Source organism: Treponema sp. R80B11-R83G3, assembly GCF_054786115.1.
The window spans coordinates 1-15,927 of the sequence record NZ_BDHF01000044.1; the positions used below are offsets into that span (position 1 = coordinate 1).

The 15,927-nt window shown below is 33.6% G+C and carries 18 protein-coding genes; 11 read left to right on the forward strand and 7 right to left on the reverse strand.

What is annotated here, in order from left to right; all coding sequences use genetic code 11:
- On the reverse strand, positions 1-354 hold a 354-nt coding region (locus ACYVRH_RS07800), incomplete at its 3' end, for a hypothetical protein (RefSeq protein WP_461256366.1).
- On the opposite strand from ACYVRH_RS07800, the gene ACYVRH_RS07805 reads away from it, so the two are divergent.
- From ACYVRH_RS07805 to ACYVRH_RS07825, 5 genes are all read left to right on the forward strand, one after another.
- Positions 353-964 carry an ankyrin repeat domain-containing protein gene (locus ACYVRH_RS07805; protein WP_461256367.1) on the forward strand — a complete coding sequence of 204 codons (612 nt, stop codon included), beginning with the start codon at positions 353-355 and terminating at the stop codon, positions 962-964. The genes ACYVRH_RS07800 and ACYVRH_RS07805 overlap by 2 nt on opposite strands.
- Before the next feature lie 325 nt (positions 965-1,289).
- Positions 1,290-1,526, forward strand: coding sequence for a hypothetical protein (locus ACYVRH_RS07810; protein ID WP_461252931.1), 237 nt, complete (start codon positions 1,290-1,292; stop codon positions 1,524-1,526).
- Positions 1,527-1,638: 112 nt separating this feature from the next.
- Positions 1,639-5,274, forward strand: coding sequence for a DUF7149 domain-containing protein (locus ACYVRH_RS07815; RefSeq protein WP_461256368.1), 3,636 nt, complete (start codon positions 1,639-1,641; stop codon positions 5,272-5,274).
- A gap of 42 nt (positions 5,275-5,316) precedes the next feature.
- Positions 5,317-5,775 carry a hypothetical protein gene (locus tag ACYVRH_RS07820; protein WP_461252929.1) on the forward strand — a complete coding sequence of 153 codons (459 nt, stop codon included), beginning with the start codon at positions 5,317-5,319 and terminating at the stop codon, positions 5,773-5,775.
- Positions 5,776-5,853: 78 nt separating this feature from the next.
- Positions 5,854-6,384, forward strand: coding sequence for a hypothetical protein (locus ACYVRH_RS07825; RefSeq protein WP_461252928.1), 531 nt, complete (start codon positions 5,854-5,856; stop codon positions 6,382-6,384).
- A 32-nt stretch (positions 6,385-6,416) separates the two neighbouring features.
- Here ACYVRH_RS07825 and ACYVRH_RS07830 read toward each other — a convergent pair whose 3' ends face one another.
- The gene (locus ACYVRH_RS07830) at positions 6,417-7,256 is read right to left on the reverse strand and encodes a hypothetical protein (RefSeq protein WP_461256369.1); all 840 of its coding nucleotides are present in this window, start codon (positions 7,254-7,256) and stop codon (positions 6,417-6,419) included.
- Positions 7,257-7,406: 150 nt separating this feature from the next.
- On the reverse strand, positions 7,407-8,351 hold the full coding sequence (locus ACYVRH_RS07835) for a DUF6602 domain-containing protein (RefSeq protein WP_461252926.1): 945 nt from the start codon (positions 8,349-8,351) through the stop codon (positions 7,407-7,409).
- A 231-nt stretch (positions 8,352-8,582) separates the two neighbouring features.
- On the opposite strand from ACYVRH_RS07835, the gene ACYVRH_RS07840 reads away from it, so the two are divergent.
- The 6 genes from ACYVRH_RS07840 to ACYVRH_RS07865 all read left to right on the forward strand — a co-directional run bounded on the left by ACYVRH_RS07840 (position 8,583) and on the right by ACYVRH_RS07865 (position 13,136).
- Entirely contained in the window at positions 8,583-8,738 is a 156-nt protein-coding gene (locus ACYVRH_RS07840; protein ID WP_461252925.1) for a hypothetical protein, read from the forward strand.
- The gene (locus ACYVRH_RS07845) at positions 8,735-9,316 is read left to right on the forward strand and encodes a GNAT family N-acetyltransferase (RefSeq protein WP_461256370.1); all 582 of its coding nucleotides are present in this window, start codon (positions 8,735-8,737) and stop codon (positions 9,314-9,316) included. Before ACYVRH_RS07840 ends, ACYVRH_RS07845 begins: the two co-directional genes overlap by 4 nt.
- Complete coding sequence (locus ACYVRH_RS07850) at positions 9,313-10,755, forward strand: hypothetical protein (protein ID WP_461252923.1); 1,443 nt, start codon at positions 9,313-9,315, stop codon at positions 10,753-10,755. Before ACYVRH_RS07845 ends, ACYVRH_RS07850 begins: the two co-directional genes overlap by 4 nt.
- Before the next feature lie 32 nt (positions 10,756-10,787).
- Positions 10,788-11,768 carry a hypothetical protein gene (locus tag ACYVRH_RS07855; protein WP_461252922.1) on the forward strand — a complete coding sequence of 327 codons (981 nt, stop codon included), beginning with the start codon at positions 10,788-10,790 and terminating at the stop codon, positions 11,766-11,768.
- An 830-nt stretch (positions 11,769-12,598) separates the two neighbouring features.
- Positions 12,599-12,847 carry a hypothetical protein gene (locus tag ACYVRH_RS07860; RefSeq protein ID WP_461252921.1) on the forward strand — a complete coding sequence of 83 codons (249 nt, stop codon included), beginning with the start codon at positions 12,599-12,601 and terminating at the stop codon, positions 12,845-12,847.
- Complete coding sequence (locus ACYVRH_RS07865) at positions 12,837-13,136, forward strand: hypothetical protein (protein WP_461252920.1); 300 nt, start codon at positions 12,837-12,839, stop codon at positions 13,134-13,136. Before ACYVRH_RS07860 ends, ACYVRH_RS07865 begins: the two co-directional genes overlap by 11 nt.
- A 67-nt stretch (positions 13,137-13,203) precedes the next feature.
- Here ACYVRH_RS07865 and ACYVRH_RS07870 read toward each other — a convergent pair whose 3' ends face one another.
- The 4 genes from ACYVRH_RS07870 to ACYVRH_RS07885 all read right to left on the reverse strand — a co-directional run.
- On the reverse strand, positions 13,204-13,929 hold the full coding sequence (locus ACYVRH_RS07870) for a response regulator transcription factor (RefSeq protein ID WP_461256371.1): 726 nt from the start codon (positions 13,927-13,929) through the stop codon (positions 13,204-13,206).
- 4 nt (positions 13,930-13,933) lie between these two features.
- The gene (locus ACYVRH_RS07875; RefSeq protein WP_461252918.1) at positions 13,934-14,431 is read right to left on the reverse strand and encodes a hypothetical protein; all 498 of its coding nucleotides are present in this window, start codon (positions 14,429-14,431) and stop codon (positions 13,934-13,936) included.
- Positions 14,421-14,855, reverse strand: a complete 435-nt coding sequence (locus ACYVRH_RS07880; protein ID WP_461252917.1) for a helix-turn-helix domain-containing protein — start codon at positions 14,853-14,855, stop codon at positions 14,421-14,423. Before ACYVRH_RS07880 ends, ACYVRH_RS07875 begins: the two co-directional genes overlap by 11 nt.
- Before the next feature lie 245 nt (positions 14,856-15,100).
- Positions 15,101-15,927, reverse strand: an 827-nt coding sequence (locus tag ACYVRH_RS07885) for a tyrosine-type recombinase/integrase (RefSeq protein ID WP_461256372.1), incomplete at its 5' end; no start/stop codon positions are given.

Here is a 15,927-nt window from a genome sequence, read left to right on the forward strand (position 1 = left end):
AAAGAAGTCTTTTGCCTTTTCTATGTTTTTATTCAAATAATAATTGTCAGGTTCACCTTTTTGAGCTCTATTTTTTAATTGATAATTTGGCATATTTGGATTGGTATTATCAAATAATACTAGCCCAATCCCGAATAAAAAGCACAAGGAATCTAATCGGGATATTTCTTCTGCATTAGATTGCTGTGGTATAACTAAATATACCTTATGGCTAAATATTTTATATGAACAAGCCTGACCAAAAGCTGTAATTAATTCATTTTGTGAAAATTTTATTTCAACAGATGTAATTTCAATATCTTTTTTCACAATATCTGTAGGTAATGATTTTGATATAACAAATTTATTAACCATGCTCATAAATAAAGGCGCAGACGTAAATTATCAAGACTGGTACGGTAGTACTTGTTTGCACATGGCTATTTACGAAAGATCATATTCTTCCATGAAATGTTTATTTGAGCATGGAGCAAATCCCAATTTAATCAGCATTGAAGATAGTCATACTGTTTTAGATTTCGCATACGATGAATATTGTATGTCAGACGATAAAGAAGACGAAAATAAACTTATTGAAATAATTAAACTTGTATTACATTATGGTGGTAAATCCCATGAGCATCTTTTTACTAAAAATGTTGACACGTATTTATTAATAGATCATTATTATCCAACAGGTTTATTTACTAAAGATGGTAATATTCTTGTAGAAGATATACCCAATATCGACCAATTAAAAGTGGAAGAATTTTACTATTGGCTTTTAATGAGACCCGCAGATAGGTTGTTTCAAAATGAACGTGAGCATCCGCTTGTAAGAACATTTTATAAAAGACAGGATGAATGGTGTGATTATTTTTCAGGATTATTAGGTGATCAGATAATTATAGGGAACAATTCAGTAAAAATTTCTGGAGATGTTTGTGATAGAAGAGAAAAAGCGTACAAGCAAAAAGAAGAGTAAATATTTGTAACTCCCTTACACAATCCATATAGATATGATATAATGTCCGCATGAACCTAATTCATGAAGCTATCATTTTTGCTACCCTTAAACATAACTCGGCAAAAAACTCAAACAGAAAAGGGACTAATATCCCATATATAACGCATCCAATGGAAGTAATGCAAATATTGTCCGCCAATAACTGCTCTGAAATAGTTATTGTTGCTTGAATACTTCATGACACATTAGAAGACACTTTTACAAAGCCAGATGAAATCAGCGAAAAATTCGGTCAGGACGTTTTGGAAATTGTCCAAACAGAATCCGAAGACAAGTCAAAAACATGGGAAGAACGAAACAGGCAACAATCGATCATCTTAAAAACGCCTCTCTGGAAACAAAATTGGTATGCTGTGCCGACAAACTCTCCAATATACGTTCAATGGCAAGTGATAAAACCATTGTTGGCGATCAACTTTGGGAACGTTTTAATGCCACTAAAGACCGTATTAAGTGGTATTATGAGGGCGTTTCATCTGCCTTGCCTGAACTTGAAAATTACCCGATGTATCAGAGCTGAAAACGCTTATAAACGAAGTTTTCGGGTAAAAACTGAATATTTGTATAGAAGACAGGTTTCGAGTTGCTTGTTTTTTTCTTGCGTGGTAATATGATTTTCAGGAGTATAATCATTGCCGGAAATTTCGATAAAAGACGCCCTTAACAGCGCCTATATAAAAGTTCCAGTTTCCCGCTCCGACATTGATAAATTCAAAGAAGGCATACATAACTTGCTTTCTGACATAAAAGAAAAGCCTGATGAGTCCGAAGAACATCATAAAAACACAATATCCGCTTTTTTACAGAAAACTTTTTACTCTCCTGATTATTATATCAACACACGCTATAAACTTGACTTGGTTATTCACAACGGCGAGAAATCCAGTACTTCGGTTGGTGTAATTATTGAAACTAAAAAGCCAGGTAAAAGCCCAGAAATGGCAAGCCGTTCAAATATCAATGTTAAGTCCATGCAACAATTATTGTTTTATTTTTTTAATGAAACAATTACCAATAAAAACAATGATATAAAAAATTTAATTATTACTAATGGGATAGAATGGTTCATTTTTGACGCTAAAGATTTTTATCGTTATTTCTTAAAGAATACTGAACTGGTAATCAAATACAAAGAATATAAAAACAAGTCATTATTCGGCACAGATACAACATACTTCTACACTTACATTGCCGCCCCTTGCATTGAGAAAGTAAAGAATGTTATTCCGTTTGCGTATATTAATTTATCCGATATAGAAAAAATTATTTATCAGCCGGATGCCGAAGATGAAAACAAGTTAATAAATTTGTATAAAATATTTTCACCGCAACACCTTTTGAAAAAATCATTTTCAAATGACAGCAATTCATTAAATCAGAATTTTTATTTTGAACTGCTTTATATTCTTGGGTTAACCGAAGAAAAAGAAGAAAATAAAAGGGTTATTGTCCGCAATATAAAAGACAGGCAAAACGCTTCATTGCTTGAAAGCACAATCTTCCAATTATCCGAAGATATAGCCGATGAAGAAGTATTGTTTGCCATTTCTTTTGAATTAGTTATCACTTGGATAAACCGCATTCTGTTTTTAAAACTGCTTGAAGCCCAATTATTAAAATATCAAGACGGTAATAGAAATTATGCGTTTTTGAATATAAATACTATTCCGAATTTTAATGAATTGAATACTTTGTTTTTTAAGGTTCTCGCCGAAAAAACAAATTCACGGGATATAAGCATCAAGGAGAAATTCAAAAATGTACCTTACCTTAACAGTTCGCTGTTTATAAAAATTGACAATGAAAGAAAATGTCCCATCTCCAGTTTGCAAAATAAAGAGATGGACTTGTTTTCTTCTACAGTTCTTAAAGATGAACAAGGGAACAGGAAAAAAGGCAAAATTTCCCTTCTTGAATATATCTTTTCTTTTTTGGACGCTTATGATTTTTCAAATGTCGATAGTGATATAATACAAGAGTACAAAAAGACCATTATTAACGCTTCTGTATTAGGGCTTATTTTTGAAAAGATCAACGGCTATAAAGACGGCTCATATTTCACCCCCGGTTTTATCACATCTTTTATAAGCTCTGAAACAATTAAAAAATTGGTAATAACAAAATTCAATGCCGCTAAAGGCTGGAAAGCCAAGACAATGAAGGATATTTTTAACAAAATAGAGAAATTAGGTATTCAGGAAGCAAACGACATAATCAACAATATAACTATTTTAGACCCCGCTGTAGGTTCCGGTCATTTTCTTGTTTCCGCTTTGAATGAAATAATCGCAATAAAGAGTTTTTTGGGTATTCTTGTTGACAATGAAGGTTTTAAAATCAAAGATTATAAAATTTCCGTTACCAATGACGAGCTTGATATACTGGACAAAGAGACCGGAAAACCTTTTGAATATAATTATAAAAACCCAGACAAACAAAGGCTTCAAGAAACACTTTTTAGGGAAAAACGTCAATTGATTGAGAATTCCCTATTCGGAGTTGACATTAATAGAAACTCGATTAAAATTTGCCGTCTTCGATTATGGATAGAATTGTTAAAGAGCGCATACTATACAAAAGAGAGTAAATTTACCGAGCTTGAAACCTTGCCAAATCTTGAATTGAATATAAAATCAGGCAACAGTCTAATTACACGTTTTGATCTGGATATTGATTTATCTGAAGTTTTGAAATCGCTTGATTTTTCAGTACAAGATTATAAAACCACGGTATTGAATTATAAAAACTCCTCAAACAAAGAAGCGCAGGAAGATTTAGACAATAAAATTGAAAAAATAAAAAATAGTTTCCGTGCCAATATTAAAAATCTTGACAAAAATTATAAACGCAAAATAAATTTGCGCGGTGAAATAAACGCCATTAAGAATCAGAAAGACCTATTTATTATTTCAGGCGATAAAGAACGTAAAGCAAAACTATTAGAAAAACTTGAAATCGAATTAACCAACGTCGAAAATCTTATGGACGAAATTGAAAATAATAAAATCTATAAAGACGCTTTTGAATGGCGTTTTGAATTCCCCGAAGTGTTAAATAATGATGGTAATTTTATTGGATTTGACGCTGTTATCGGTAATCCTCCTTACGGCATATTGAACAAAAAACAGAATAAATCGGAAAGTATTGTAATCCCTGTTGAAGAACTATCATATTATAAAGATAATGAACTGTACGCTCCCGCTCAAGGCGGTATGTTAAATATATTCCGGTTATTTATCGTAAAAAGTATTTCCCTATTAAAACAAAACGGCATATTTTCACAAATTTTCCCGTTAGCGTTTACCGGTGATATTAGCATAAAAAAACTACGGAGGTTTATTTTTGATAATACTCAAATACATTTTATAGAAGCGTTTCCAGAAAGAGATGATTTAAACAGACGTGTTTTTGAAGCTGTAAAAATGTCAACTTGCATTTTACAATGTCAAAAGCAAATTCCAGTTCCTAAAGAACAGTTTTACTTGCGTTTGAATGACGATAGAAGTATCAGCCATGATGAAAATAAAAACTTTTTAACAAGTGAAGACGTTTCATTCCTACAGCCTGAATTTTTAAGTTTCCCCCTTACTTCTCCTATTGAAACCAGTATTTTGTTAAAAACATATAAAAACAGCAAACGCTTCATAACCTATGGCTATTGTGCAGTTGGCGAGATTGATATGACTTTCTGTAAAAAAGCCTTTACTGATGATAAGAAAAAGGCAACCTTACTCAAAGGAGCAATTATTGATCGTTACATATTGCGTAAAAAAATGAGTCAAGGCGAAATAGTCTATATTAATGAACCAGTGTTATTTAAATTAAAAACAATAAATATGGACGTAATCAATAATGAACGTATCGTCATGCAAGGCATTACGGGCGTAAATGAAAAAATACGAATAAAGGCAATGATTGTAAAGAACGTGTACTGCGCCAATTCATTGAATTTCCTATCTATACAAAAAGACATTAACCTAAGATATTTACTTGGTTTAATGAATTCAAAATTACTCAATTTCATTTTTAAGAAATTCAACACAAACAGCAACGTAAACGGCTATGAAATTAACAACCTACCAATTATCGAAGCCGACAAAGCCACTGAAAAGAAAGTTATCTCTCTTGTAGAAAAAATCCTTCACGAAAAGCCCATGAAGTCAGGTGAGAATAAAGGGCTTTTGGAAAACCAGATAGATGAAATCGTTTATAATCTGTACGGACTGGATAAACAAGAGATAGACATTATTGAAAGCGATTTATTTTAGGAATGGGGTATTATGGAGAAAGAAATATAAAGGAGAACTAAAATGATAGAAGCAAATGGAATGCAAATACCCACAGACATGGTTTTGTCTAGTTGGGGCGATGACCAAAAATTGAAACATACAAATTATTTTGAGACCGATTACTACCAGCTTGGTTTATATTATCTCTGTCAGCATTGTGGTAACTGGGATTTGTTAGTATCACCTAATGCTTCAGAACTTATTGAAGCCGCCGCAGGCTCACGTGGCGTAATAATTACCCGTGGTCTTTTTGAAGGCAAAGACACATTTCAGATAAGGTTTGTAGATGACGAGGAATATCCTTACATGGTAATGATAAAAGCAGATTTTGTCGGGTTCCCACCCGAAAGAACAAAAGATGCTATTGAAGGTATTTCATTCAGAATTCACCAAAATAAAGTCGGAAATACTCCTGTTGTTATGGAAAATGTTATTTATAACGAAGTAGAAACATTACCTTGGGTTCCTAGGATTGATTAAGGAAAGATGAAAAACAATTAAAGGAATTAGGAATAATAAAAGATTAATCATGAAGAATAATGAATTTTGGAAAATAAAATGAAAGATAATAACTTAACATGGGATGATATTATTGAATCAATACAAAAAGGAATTGCTAATAGCCACGGAGAAACAGACGAAGAAAAATTACAATATTTTAAAGAAAAAATATTAGGGCATCTTGATAAACTTTCAAATGAGCCTGTCGATTACGGAAAAATTACCAGAATATCACAATGGGCAGATATAATAGCAATGAAAGTGGCGGATTTTCGTGAAGAAAAAGGAGTATATCCCAATATATTATTGGCAAATACATCTACATATGATAAGATAGATAAATACTATAAAAAACACCCCGAGAATTTAATATATGATGGTTGTGAAGAATCACCTGAATTTGATGGGTTATCTGGATTTTATACGTCTGAATATAATTTAGATTTTTGTATAGACAATGACATTACCATAAATCATTTCAGGCTTGTATTTGATGAAAATCCTGATTTTGACGGAGAGACAATCATAGAATACAAATTTGAATCAACTGCTAAAAAAGTGAAATTTTCATACAAAAAAGCGGCGTAAGAGGAAACTCAGCCTGTCGCATTTTTCCCTTATTAAGTCTTTATTTTTCTGTAAGTAATTGTATCAAAAGCCCTTATATTTTCATTATTTTGTATCTTGATTTCCTTTTCCCAATCATCTCCAAAACAACCGTCCAACCATGTATAAGGATTATTTGTTAGGCTAAATACTTTAGTAGTACTATATTCTTGAAAAACAAAAACTCCTTCTTCCATTAGAAACGTCTTGAACTTCGGTATATACTCATGGAAATTTGGCATATAACACCAGATATTATTTACACGAATTACTGAAATTGTTTCCCCAATATCTTCAATAATAACATCGCTTATGTCTTTATTTATTACAAAAACATTGCTTAATTCCTTTTCTTTAATTTTTATTTTTATACATTCACAGGTAAAAATAGATTTATCAACTAGGTAATAAGTAGTCTCCTTATCTAAATCATCAAAGAAGTGTATGAAATTAAACCCACATGCAAGATCAACAAATTTTGTTCCAGTTTTTGGACACTTATATAATTCATCTAATTTATATTTTTCGATTTCAGGATTTCCCCTATATTTACTCAGATACACATGAGCTGACTTATTGATAAATTCTATAAATTCTGCATTGCCAAATATTTTACTTTCATAAAATACCAAAAAATCGTTTAAGTATGGGTAAATAGAATTATATATATCTTGTTTTTTCAAATAATCATTCAAGAAATAATTTATTGTTTGTTCTATATCATATTTGCAGTTATCATATAACAGCATTAACGATGTAATTTCTGTTTTGTAAATTTCGTGTTTTTCTAAAAAAGAAAAATCGTTCCCAGTTCTTAAAATATATTCATTCTCTATTTCATTCATAAAGTCCATATTTCATTCCTTTACAGATTCTATTATTTTTCTTATAATAATTAAGAAGGGAAACCATCCTCTAAGGCGCACTTCGTTGCACTATACCCTCCTCAACGGGAGCAAGTCCCTGTAACACCCCCCAAGAAATTATCCAGATTTATTCTTTTGTTAATCATAAGGAGCCATATTTAGTGTTTGCCCTATTATCCTTCTCCAATCCATACTTCCTAGTCGAATAAAATCAAATGCAAAAAGGAGTAATGAAACACCTATTCCCCAAGCTAAATTCTCTCTGTTGTAAATTCTATAATTTGTACTTTTTCCGTTTAACCAAAATGGAGAACTAAAGTAACTATTAACTATGGGGAATAAAACAATATCTTTATGAAGCACTAATAAATCTACACAGCGTCCGCTAGAAGACAGATCTTTGCCAGTCAAGTTATCATCTATTTCTTTTGCATCAAGAAGTTCAGTATTATATTTTAACCTTACTCCTCTTGTGAATATACAAGTGTATAAAGGATTATCAATTTTTGGATAGTTTTCGCCCCTTGTTGCTTTGATAATATCTAATGTTTCATCAGCAGTTTCAAAATAAAATGGGTTTAATCGCATTTCTTTTCTTCCAATTTTTTTTATTGCAGTTGCTTGTTCAAGTGCTTTTTTAAGACTGTTACCATGCCCATTTTCTAAAACAATAGTATTTTTTGCTTCAATATAAGCAAGTACAGCTTCAATTGGTATACGTTGTTTTTGTGCATAATTATTATCATCAAGTAAACGTAATACTGGAAATTTCCACTGATCAAAAATAATAATATCATCACCTATAGATTTGTTATCAATGGTAAAAACTGTTCCACGGCATATTCCGTATTTAGTTGGAAGTATAACACGCAGAGCCTTACATATAGCTATTTCAAATTCATCGCCTAAATCAAAATTGTAATCTGCTCTGATTTCCCCTAACAAAGAGGTAAATTTTTCACCAATTGTATATAAATAATCAGCGTAAACGCTATTCATAATATCTATTGTATCATATCTTTTTTTTAGGTAAAACACATAAAACATGACAATATTATTAATTTTTGGAAAAGCCTTCCCCATCGCTCCAGTGTCAAATGGTCCGTCATGGGAGATGCAAAATTCCCTCAATCAAAGTAAAACCTTTCGCATTTCCGTTTCAATGCCGTCCTTAAAAACACCAAAAACCCACTACTAAAAGCAAAAAAGAAAGGAAATGCAGTTAATAATGTTTTCTCCTCATGTTCTACAAAGTGGCAATAACAATTGCAATTACTTAAAATACATGATACATTATAAGAAAGAGGTAATAAAATGGCTGCCAAAATTAAACCAGTAGAGCCGACTGTAATAAAGGACAAGAAAATTGTCAGTGAAGTTATAGCCCAAGTACGCCGTAAGCCGGCTGCCGAAGACATTAGATGGGCAAAAGCACGCAAGAAACTTTTTAGCGAATTGACCGCAAAATGAACCAAAACGACAAAAAATCAATTATCACCGATAAGCGGCTTTTTTCACTTGAACAGCTTACAAAGAAAATCCGTCTTGATAGTTTTTTCTGCCCGATTGAAGAATATAATGACTATCTGTTACACGAGGCGTTAAGATCACAAAATGACCAAATGGCGCTCACATGGCTTCTGCTTGAACGCTCCACTGGTGCTGTCGCCGCATATATGTCCCTCATATCCGATGCCATAAAATTATCAGCTACAGAAAAAGAACTCCATAATCTTGACTACTCCTTCAAAACCGTCCCCGCAATGAAAATAGCAAAACTGGCAGTTTCCGCCCAATTTCAAGAAAAATATCGAGGTATCGGTTCGCTTATGATAGAAATGGCTATCGAGATCGCCGAATCTTGCAATGAACAACATTTCGCCTGCCGTTTCATCACCGTTGATGCCGATATAGAACACAATGAAAGCGTCCTTAATTTTTACCAGAAAAACGGTTTTATCCCCAACGAAGAAACCAACAATAAACGTCGTAAAACAATCAGTATGTGCAGGGATATTTTGTTTAGTGTAAAAGAGTATATGACATGAAATCATTATATGAAAAAATAAAAGTAAAAACTACTTTTTATAAGTTTTTATTTTTTATTACTACTATTACATCATCTATAATAATTGCCTTTACAGCAATATTTTTTGTTGTCCCTATATTCAAAAAGAATGATATAATTCCCATAAATATTTTTATATTTGAAAATGAATTATCAATCAAAATACAGGAAGAAATAAACAATTCTATCTCAACGAATATTGAAAATATATATAACAGACTTCTGTCTAATATCCAGTTCTCAATAGCTCTTTTTTCTGCTGCGTTAGTCATTTTTGCTATCGTTTTTGGCGTTATTTATTTCTCAAAAATCAAAGATGCAGAAAATCTCATTAAAGAAATTCAAAAAACTCCAGGATTGTTTTTTGAACAATTTTATAGAGAACAGTATAACATGAATACATCAAAATTATTTTCGGAAAATCTTATAAAAAGATATGATGCAATAAACAAATTAACTTTTAATCCAGTAATTAATAACAATGACTACGACCTTTTACAGGAAGTTCTATATAACGAACTTAATCGTGATTTGCATATTTATTCTAACCAAAACATTAGTACATTAACAAGTATATTAATAAAAATTAATAATATGAAAACAATTTCTTTTTTAATGAAAATACTAAGAGAACAAAAATATGATCCATTAAAGCATAATAGTATTCTTACACACCTTATAGCAGATAATTCACCAGAAACTGTAATCTATATAAAAGATCAGTTGATTGTTAATAATGAAATGAGCACTTATTTAGTGTCATTATTAGCAAGTGGTGGAGGGTTAAATAATTATATAGATTTCATCCTTGAGAAATGTAATGATTCTGCATTGCAAATGGTTATTAATATGTCATATTCCAATATATGGCATATTAATACTGACAATTTCTTTGACCTTATTTTGTCAAGAGACGATATTGATAATCAAAGTTTACATAGTATTATATCAAACAAATCAATTATTACAAAAGAAAAAATCGACTTGGTTTTACATTTTTATTCAAAAAACCCTCAAAAATTTGATTCATTGCTTAATAATTTAATTAACACAATCAATTCTGATGAAAATGCAAAAAAAGAGTTTTTAAAAATAGCACAGAAAGATGAATACAAGGAATTAGTAAAAGAATACTTTATAAAAAACGATCATCAAAAATCATATTTTGCAAACTTTCAGGATAATGATATAGTTAAGCAAAAATCAACTGAAAAGAATTTAAAAAGTTCTTCTGTTGTTATCAATGAATATGGGTTATGTCTTAGCGAAGATGAAGTTGTTGTAATTGATAAAAATGGTGTAAAATATACTATAAAACAATACAGTCGCTCTGTTTTTGGTCCCATATTTCCAGTTTTGTCTGGTATTATGATAGAGGGTACATTTATTGATATTGAAGAACTAAAAAAAGACAAATGAATATAAAATAGAGTATTATTTGTTGACTAAATATGGATAAAATGATAAAAAAATCTATGAGAGCAATCTTTTTTCTTTTTTTTATTGTTTTTTCATACTCAGTATTTGCCGATGATCAAAATGATAAAACCGACTATTCTGAAAAAGGTAATTTAAAACAATCATTTTATGAAATACAAACCCAAATTGATAAACTAAATCAAAAATATTTTGAGTTGTTAGATGAAATTAAAAATACTAATATTAGTAATTATAGTAATATTTTTAGTCATTGGTTAAACATACAGCAAATATTAATAGGTTTACTTGCAGGGTTATCGTTATTATTACCTTTACTTACATACTTGTTCGGTTATAAACCTGCTAAAGATGCTGAAGAAAGACTAAGAACACTAGAAATCAATTTTGAAAAAGTTGTAAAAGAGAGACTAGAAAAATATATTAAGGATAAAGAGATTAATGATATGAAGACAGCTATTAATAACTTGTCATCAAATAATCAAGAATTGAAAACTCAAGCTATAAATTATATTAATTATAATCCAAATGTTCAAATTGACGATATTGAGCGCAAGAAAGTTTATGAAATGTTGATCGACCCTAATGTTTCAGAACAAATAAAAATACCATTAGGTTTAGTTCTCACAAATAAAAAATCAATTTGGGCTGATTTATATTTTGACATCATATCAAATAACGAAAGTATTTTCAAAAAAAATTTCTTTTATATTACTAAATATTTATTGCTATATGGTTATCAGTATAAGAAAGATATAATTATTTCTTTATTACAAAAAAGTGATGATAAAACTTCATTTTTATATTATTTTGTTATATCACCATCCTTAGTATTTTCAGATTCTTTAATAAAAGAAATTATAAATGACAAAGATACATTATCCCTTCTTACAGAAAGTGAAAAAAATAAATTTTGCAATCAAATCAAAGAAGCTGAAAAGCAATATAACCTTAAAATTCAAGATTCAGAATTATATAAAATCCTTAATGTATAACAAAACATACGCCAGATGTAAGTTCCTTGTTTTCTCTAATAATCGTAACATATAAATGATCACAAAGTATTTTTCACAAACTGCCATATTATTTCCAGTTGTGATATTTTTTTATAATGCGTTAAAATACCTCGTCTGAAAATCATCATTCTTTCCATGCCATAATATCTAATCTAACTAATGAAAATATAGATGCCTAATTGTATAATATTTCCGCCAATAGTTGTTGAATTTGTGTCGGATTAGGCAGTTCTTTTTGTAACTCTTTTGGTAGAGTAGGCGTAATACGATGGACAAGTAGTAGTATCTGACACTACTTTTTCATAGTGTCGCTTGACTGCCGACCACCCTTATATATAACGTGTAGGTCAGCATTAAAAAAAATCGCATCTGCCTACATATTTCACATAACAAATAATTCATTCCGTATAACCCTTTTGGCATGGCTTTTGCAGTGGGAATAAAATGGCTACAGCCAGGCAAAAGCCATGCCAACCCCCTGCGGGGGGCAGGGCAATTATTCTAATTCTTCTGTGTAAGCGTTTTTTCCCTTGTAAAGTAAAATAAGGTAAAAATTGCTTGCGCAATTTTTTCTATTCTTAGTTTTAAAAATTAATAACACCCAACAGGCGGGGTATTTTGTTTTCCTTGGTGGTGTGAGCGCGCCCTGTGCGGTGGCGAAGGGCGCTACAGCCCACACCACCAATACAAAATACCCCGCCTGCCTTCGTTGGGTTTTTGTTAAAGGCGGCGGTTTCGGGTTTTTTGCCCCCCTTCATGCCCCCCGTGCCTAGCTATCGGGGGCTACTACAATTATAGGAGGTTGTACTATGTACAACGAAAAGAAGCGGTTTTATTCGCCGCAGTTTTCAGAAATGGCGTGCGTGACAGTCCGCCGCCTCGCTTGGGCGCTTAACGTGTCCATGCCAAAAGCCATTGACATCATCGTCAATGAATTATCTTCGGCTTTTTCATCATCGGTTGTTTGCCCGGAATGTAAGGACAAAACAAAATGCGCCGTATGCGGTTTTAACCAACAGCCGGCGGTAGAAAAGGAGGTAGTTATAAATGCGGCATAAAAACCGCCGCAGTTCCCCCGGCTCGCGCCGGGGGCGCGGTTCAATTCATTATCGGGCGTATGCGGAATTTAATCTTATTCACGGAAAGCCGCAGTTGGCAAGCACTTCAATTTTTACGACTAAATCGGCTTTAACGCCATTCCCGTTATTTGAAAATTCAGCGTTAAAACAATCACGCATATTCCCCACGTTAAAAATCGCCCATTCATACATCGCCTATCTTCATGGGGTTTACAAAGACAGCCCCGCAACTCTAGCCACAAAATTTAAAAAAACGGTTAAAATGTAAAAAAGTTGTTCGGAAACTTCAGTTTCCGAACAATTTTCTTTTAAAAAAAGCAGTTTTGTGGCTGAAATCAATCTGTATAAAATTTATCGCATTTCTTTTTCACCTCAGCCCATTTAGGGATCGGCAGACATTCTTTCTTCCCGTCATAAAACCTAATATCTTTAGGAGTCACCAATTCCATTTCCCAAGCAAGCGCGATCATTTCTTCACGGCTGTGGACATGAAAAGTTTTATATAAACTGTTCAGGTGGTTATAAACCGTGCTTTTTGCTATATCCAGCTCTTCCATTATTTGCTCAATGGTAAATCCGCTGCACAGCATGACAAGGCATTCCCTCTCCTTTTTAGTAACTTTGCTGTTAGCGTCAGGATATTCATCAAAATGATCTATAATTTCTTGAACCTTCGGGGAAATATACTGTCCGCCTTCCCGCACAATCCGCAAGCCACGGTAAAATTCATTATTATCTTCCCACATATCGAGATACGACTTCGCCCCTGACCAGATGAAACAAGGGGCATAACTCACGGGAAAGTCATGGTTTGAAACCACGGCTATATTCAACTTCGGAAACACTTCTAACAGCTTTTTGATCCTTTCAGCAGTACAGATATGATAAAACCAACTGTCAATAATAACAAGACTTGGGTTTTTATTGCAGATAACGGTATTTAAAGCGTTATTATCCTTGTCAGTAACGGTAACATTCTGAAAACCCAACGCCTCAAGCCACTTCTTTATCTCCGCATGATGTCCCACCGCCCTAGTAAGCACCAATACCCCTCCGCTCATTTCTTTATCCCCCGCCATTATTCAAATTACAAGGCGTAAAACAGCCCTGCCCGTCCTTGCCGTATGATTTCACCTTTTTTTCTTCTGTTTGCGTTTTCCCCTGAGCGGAATTGGGTTTTTCCCCCTCCGCTTCAAGACGGATTGACCTTAAAGAACGCATCCGCTCCGCTAATTTTTCCCTCTCCTCGCTTGTTTTCGCCTTAACGGTCGGATGCCCGCAAAGCCAGTTTTTTTCGGCGGTTTCCCGTTCCTCGTCCGTTGCGTCAGGGTCTATGCCGGACATCTTTTTCCCGATAACGCAACGCCGTTCAAGCATGGCAAGGGTAAAATATCCCGCTATAGCGGACACGCCCATTTTTGCGATTTTCCGCTGACGTTTAACCCATTCGGGAACGTCCTGCAAACGGCAGACAGGCTCATCGGCGAACCATGCCGACTGCGCCGCCCCTGCGTCCATTGGGCATATAGGCGCTGAACACTCTTCAAAGTATTTACATTTCATGTTTCACCGCCTCCGTTTTTTTGCCTTCCATCCAGTTTTCAATCTCGGAAGGCTTGAACCGCACCGCCCTTCTCAATTTGTGAAAAGGTATCTCCCCATTCGCCACATACCGGTATATGGTCTTAACCGACACTTGCAACGCCGCCGCCGCTTCATTCACTTTCCAATAAGTTTCCATACGCCCCCCGCATAAGTTAAAAATAAATCCTGCCGCTTCAAAGCGATACTGTTGTTTAGTGCAATTTTCAGTAAAAAATAAATTCTCAGCCGTCTTTTCCCCGTTATTCTTATTCGCTTCCCATACATAAAAAATACCCGCTGCATTTTCATAAAGATAGTTGGATTTAGTCCAACTTTTAACCTTATTTTCATAAGCCTTTATGCTTCCTCCGCATACAAATAAAAATAAGTTTTGGCAATTCAAAAAGATATAGGAGTTTCCTAGAATTTTTGGAAACGGCAATTTCAACCAGCCTTCCTCATTTATCATCGCTTAATAAAAATAAAGGTTTTAGCGTTATCAGTATTTAGGTAAAATTGGAAATCATACGCATGGTTTTATTTTCATAGAGCCAGACGCAAAAGTAATTGGGATAAACACGCAATTTTTATCAGGGCAAAAAAAATCCCCCGCCACCGTCAGCGAGGGATAAGGTTCAAGTAAATCGCTTAAGCCTGTTTCCGTTCCTCTGTCTGTGTATTTTGCACAGGAAAAGAAAAAATATTAGGCGGCATTTCCGCTGTTTGCGTTTTATCCTGAACTGGCTGTAACAACGCCTCTTGTATTTCTTTCGCCTTCACAAATTCCAGAGGGTCAAAATGCGTATATCTTTCCGTCATTCTTTCGCTTTTATGCGTGGTTATCGCCTGCGCTTGTTCCGTTGTCATACCGCCCTTTAGCATTTCCGTATTGAAAAAATGCCGCCAAGCGTGAATATGCAAATTCCGCTCTTTTATTTCCGCGCTGCTAATGCCGATGTTTACCAACGCCTTGCGCAGATACATTAAAACTGTTTTACGGCAAATGGGGCTGCCGCCGCCGTCCGTAGAGAATAAATATCCGTCCCCGCTTTTTTCTTTCAACAGTTTCAAATCGGCAATCAAAGAAGCGGGAAGCGGAATATTATGTTTGTCCTTTGTTTTAGTCAGCCTGTAGCCGTAATTGTCATGTTGCATACAAACGTAGATATGGTCATCAAAAAGGCAACTCCCTTTAAGACCTAAAATTTCCGACACCCTCATTCCAGACAACGCCGCCACTTTATTCACGGTACAGGTAATATGGCTGTTTTCCCACACTTTGCGCCAATCGCCCACAAATAATTTTTTGAATTCAAGAGGAGTGATAATTTTAATTTCGGCTCGGTCATTTATAAGCCGTTCAACTTTGGCGGTAGGGTCAACAGGAATTATCCCACGTTCCACAGCCTCAATCATCATAGTTTTGAAAGTTCCGTAATAGCCGTTAATGGTCGTGTTTTTATATTTTTGTTTAA

Excerpts from the sequence above, each read along its gene's own strand:
- ACYVRH_RS07805 (WP_461256367.1), top strand. The coding sequence starts at position 353 with ATGCTCATAAATAAAGGCGCAGACGTAAATTATCAAGACTGGTACGGT.
- ACYVRH_RS07810 (WP_461252931.1), top strand. The coding sequence starts at position 1,290 with ATGGGAAGAACGAAACAGGCAACAATCGATCATCTTAAAAACGCCTCT.
- ACYVRH_RS07820 (WP_461252929.1), top strand. The coding sequence starts at position 5,317 with ATGATAGAAGCAAATGGAATGCAAATACCCACAGACATGGTTTTGTCT.
- ACYVRH_RS07825 (WP_461252928.1), top strand. The coding sequence starts at position 5,854 with ATGAAAGATAATAACTTAACATGGGATGATATTATTGAATCAATACAA.
- ACYVRH_RS07830 (WP_461256369.1), bottom strand. The coding sequence starts at position 7,256 with ATGGACTTTATGAATGAAATAGAGAATGAATATATTTTAAGAACTGGG.
- ACYVRH_RS07835 (WP_461252926.1), bottom strand. The coding sequence starts at position 8,351 with ATGGGGAAGGCTTTTCCAAAAATTAATAATATTGTCATGTTTTATGTG.
- ACYVRH_RS07840 (WP_461252925.1), top strand. The coding sequence starts at position 8,583 with ATGGCTGCCAAAATTAAACCAGTAGAGCCGACTGTAATAAAGGACAAG.
- ACYVRH_RS07845 (WP_461256370.1), top strand. The coding sequence starts at position 8,735 with ATGAACCAAAACGACAAAAAATCAATTATCACCGATAAGCGGCTTTTT.
- ACYVRH_RS07850 (WP_461252923.1), top strand. The coding sequence starts at position 9,313 with ATGAAATCATTATATGAAAAAATAAAAGTAAAAACTACTTTTTATAAG.
- ACYVRH_RS07855 (WP_461252922.1), top strand. The coding sequence starts at position 10,788 with ATGGATAAAATGATAAAAAAATCTATGAGAGCAATCTTTTTTCTTTTT.
- ACYVRH_RS07860 (WP_461252921.1), top strand. The coding sequence starts at position 12,599 with ATGTACAACGAAAAGAAGCGGTTTTATTCGCCGCAGTTTTCAGAAATG.
- ACYVRH_RS07865 (WP_461252920.1), top strand. The coding sequence starts at position 12,837 with ATGCGGCATAAAAACCGCCGCAGTTCCCCCGGCTCGCGCCGGGGGCGC.
- ACYVRH_RS07870 (WP_461256371.1), bottom strand. The coding sequence starts at position 13,929 with ATGAGCGGAGGGGTATTGGTGCTTACTAGGGCGGTGGGACATCATGCG.
- ACYVRH_RS07875 (WP_461252918.1), bottom strand. The coding sequence starts at position 14,431 with ATGAAATGTAAATACTTTGAAGAGTGTTCAGCGCCTATATGCCCAATG.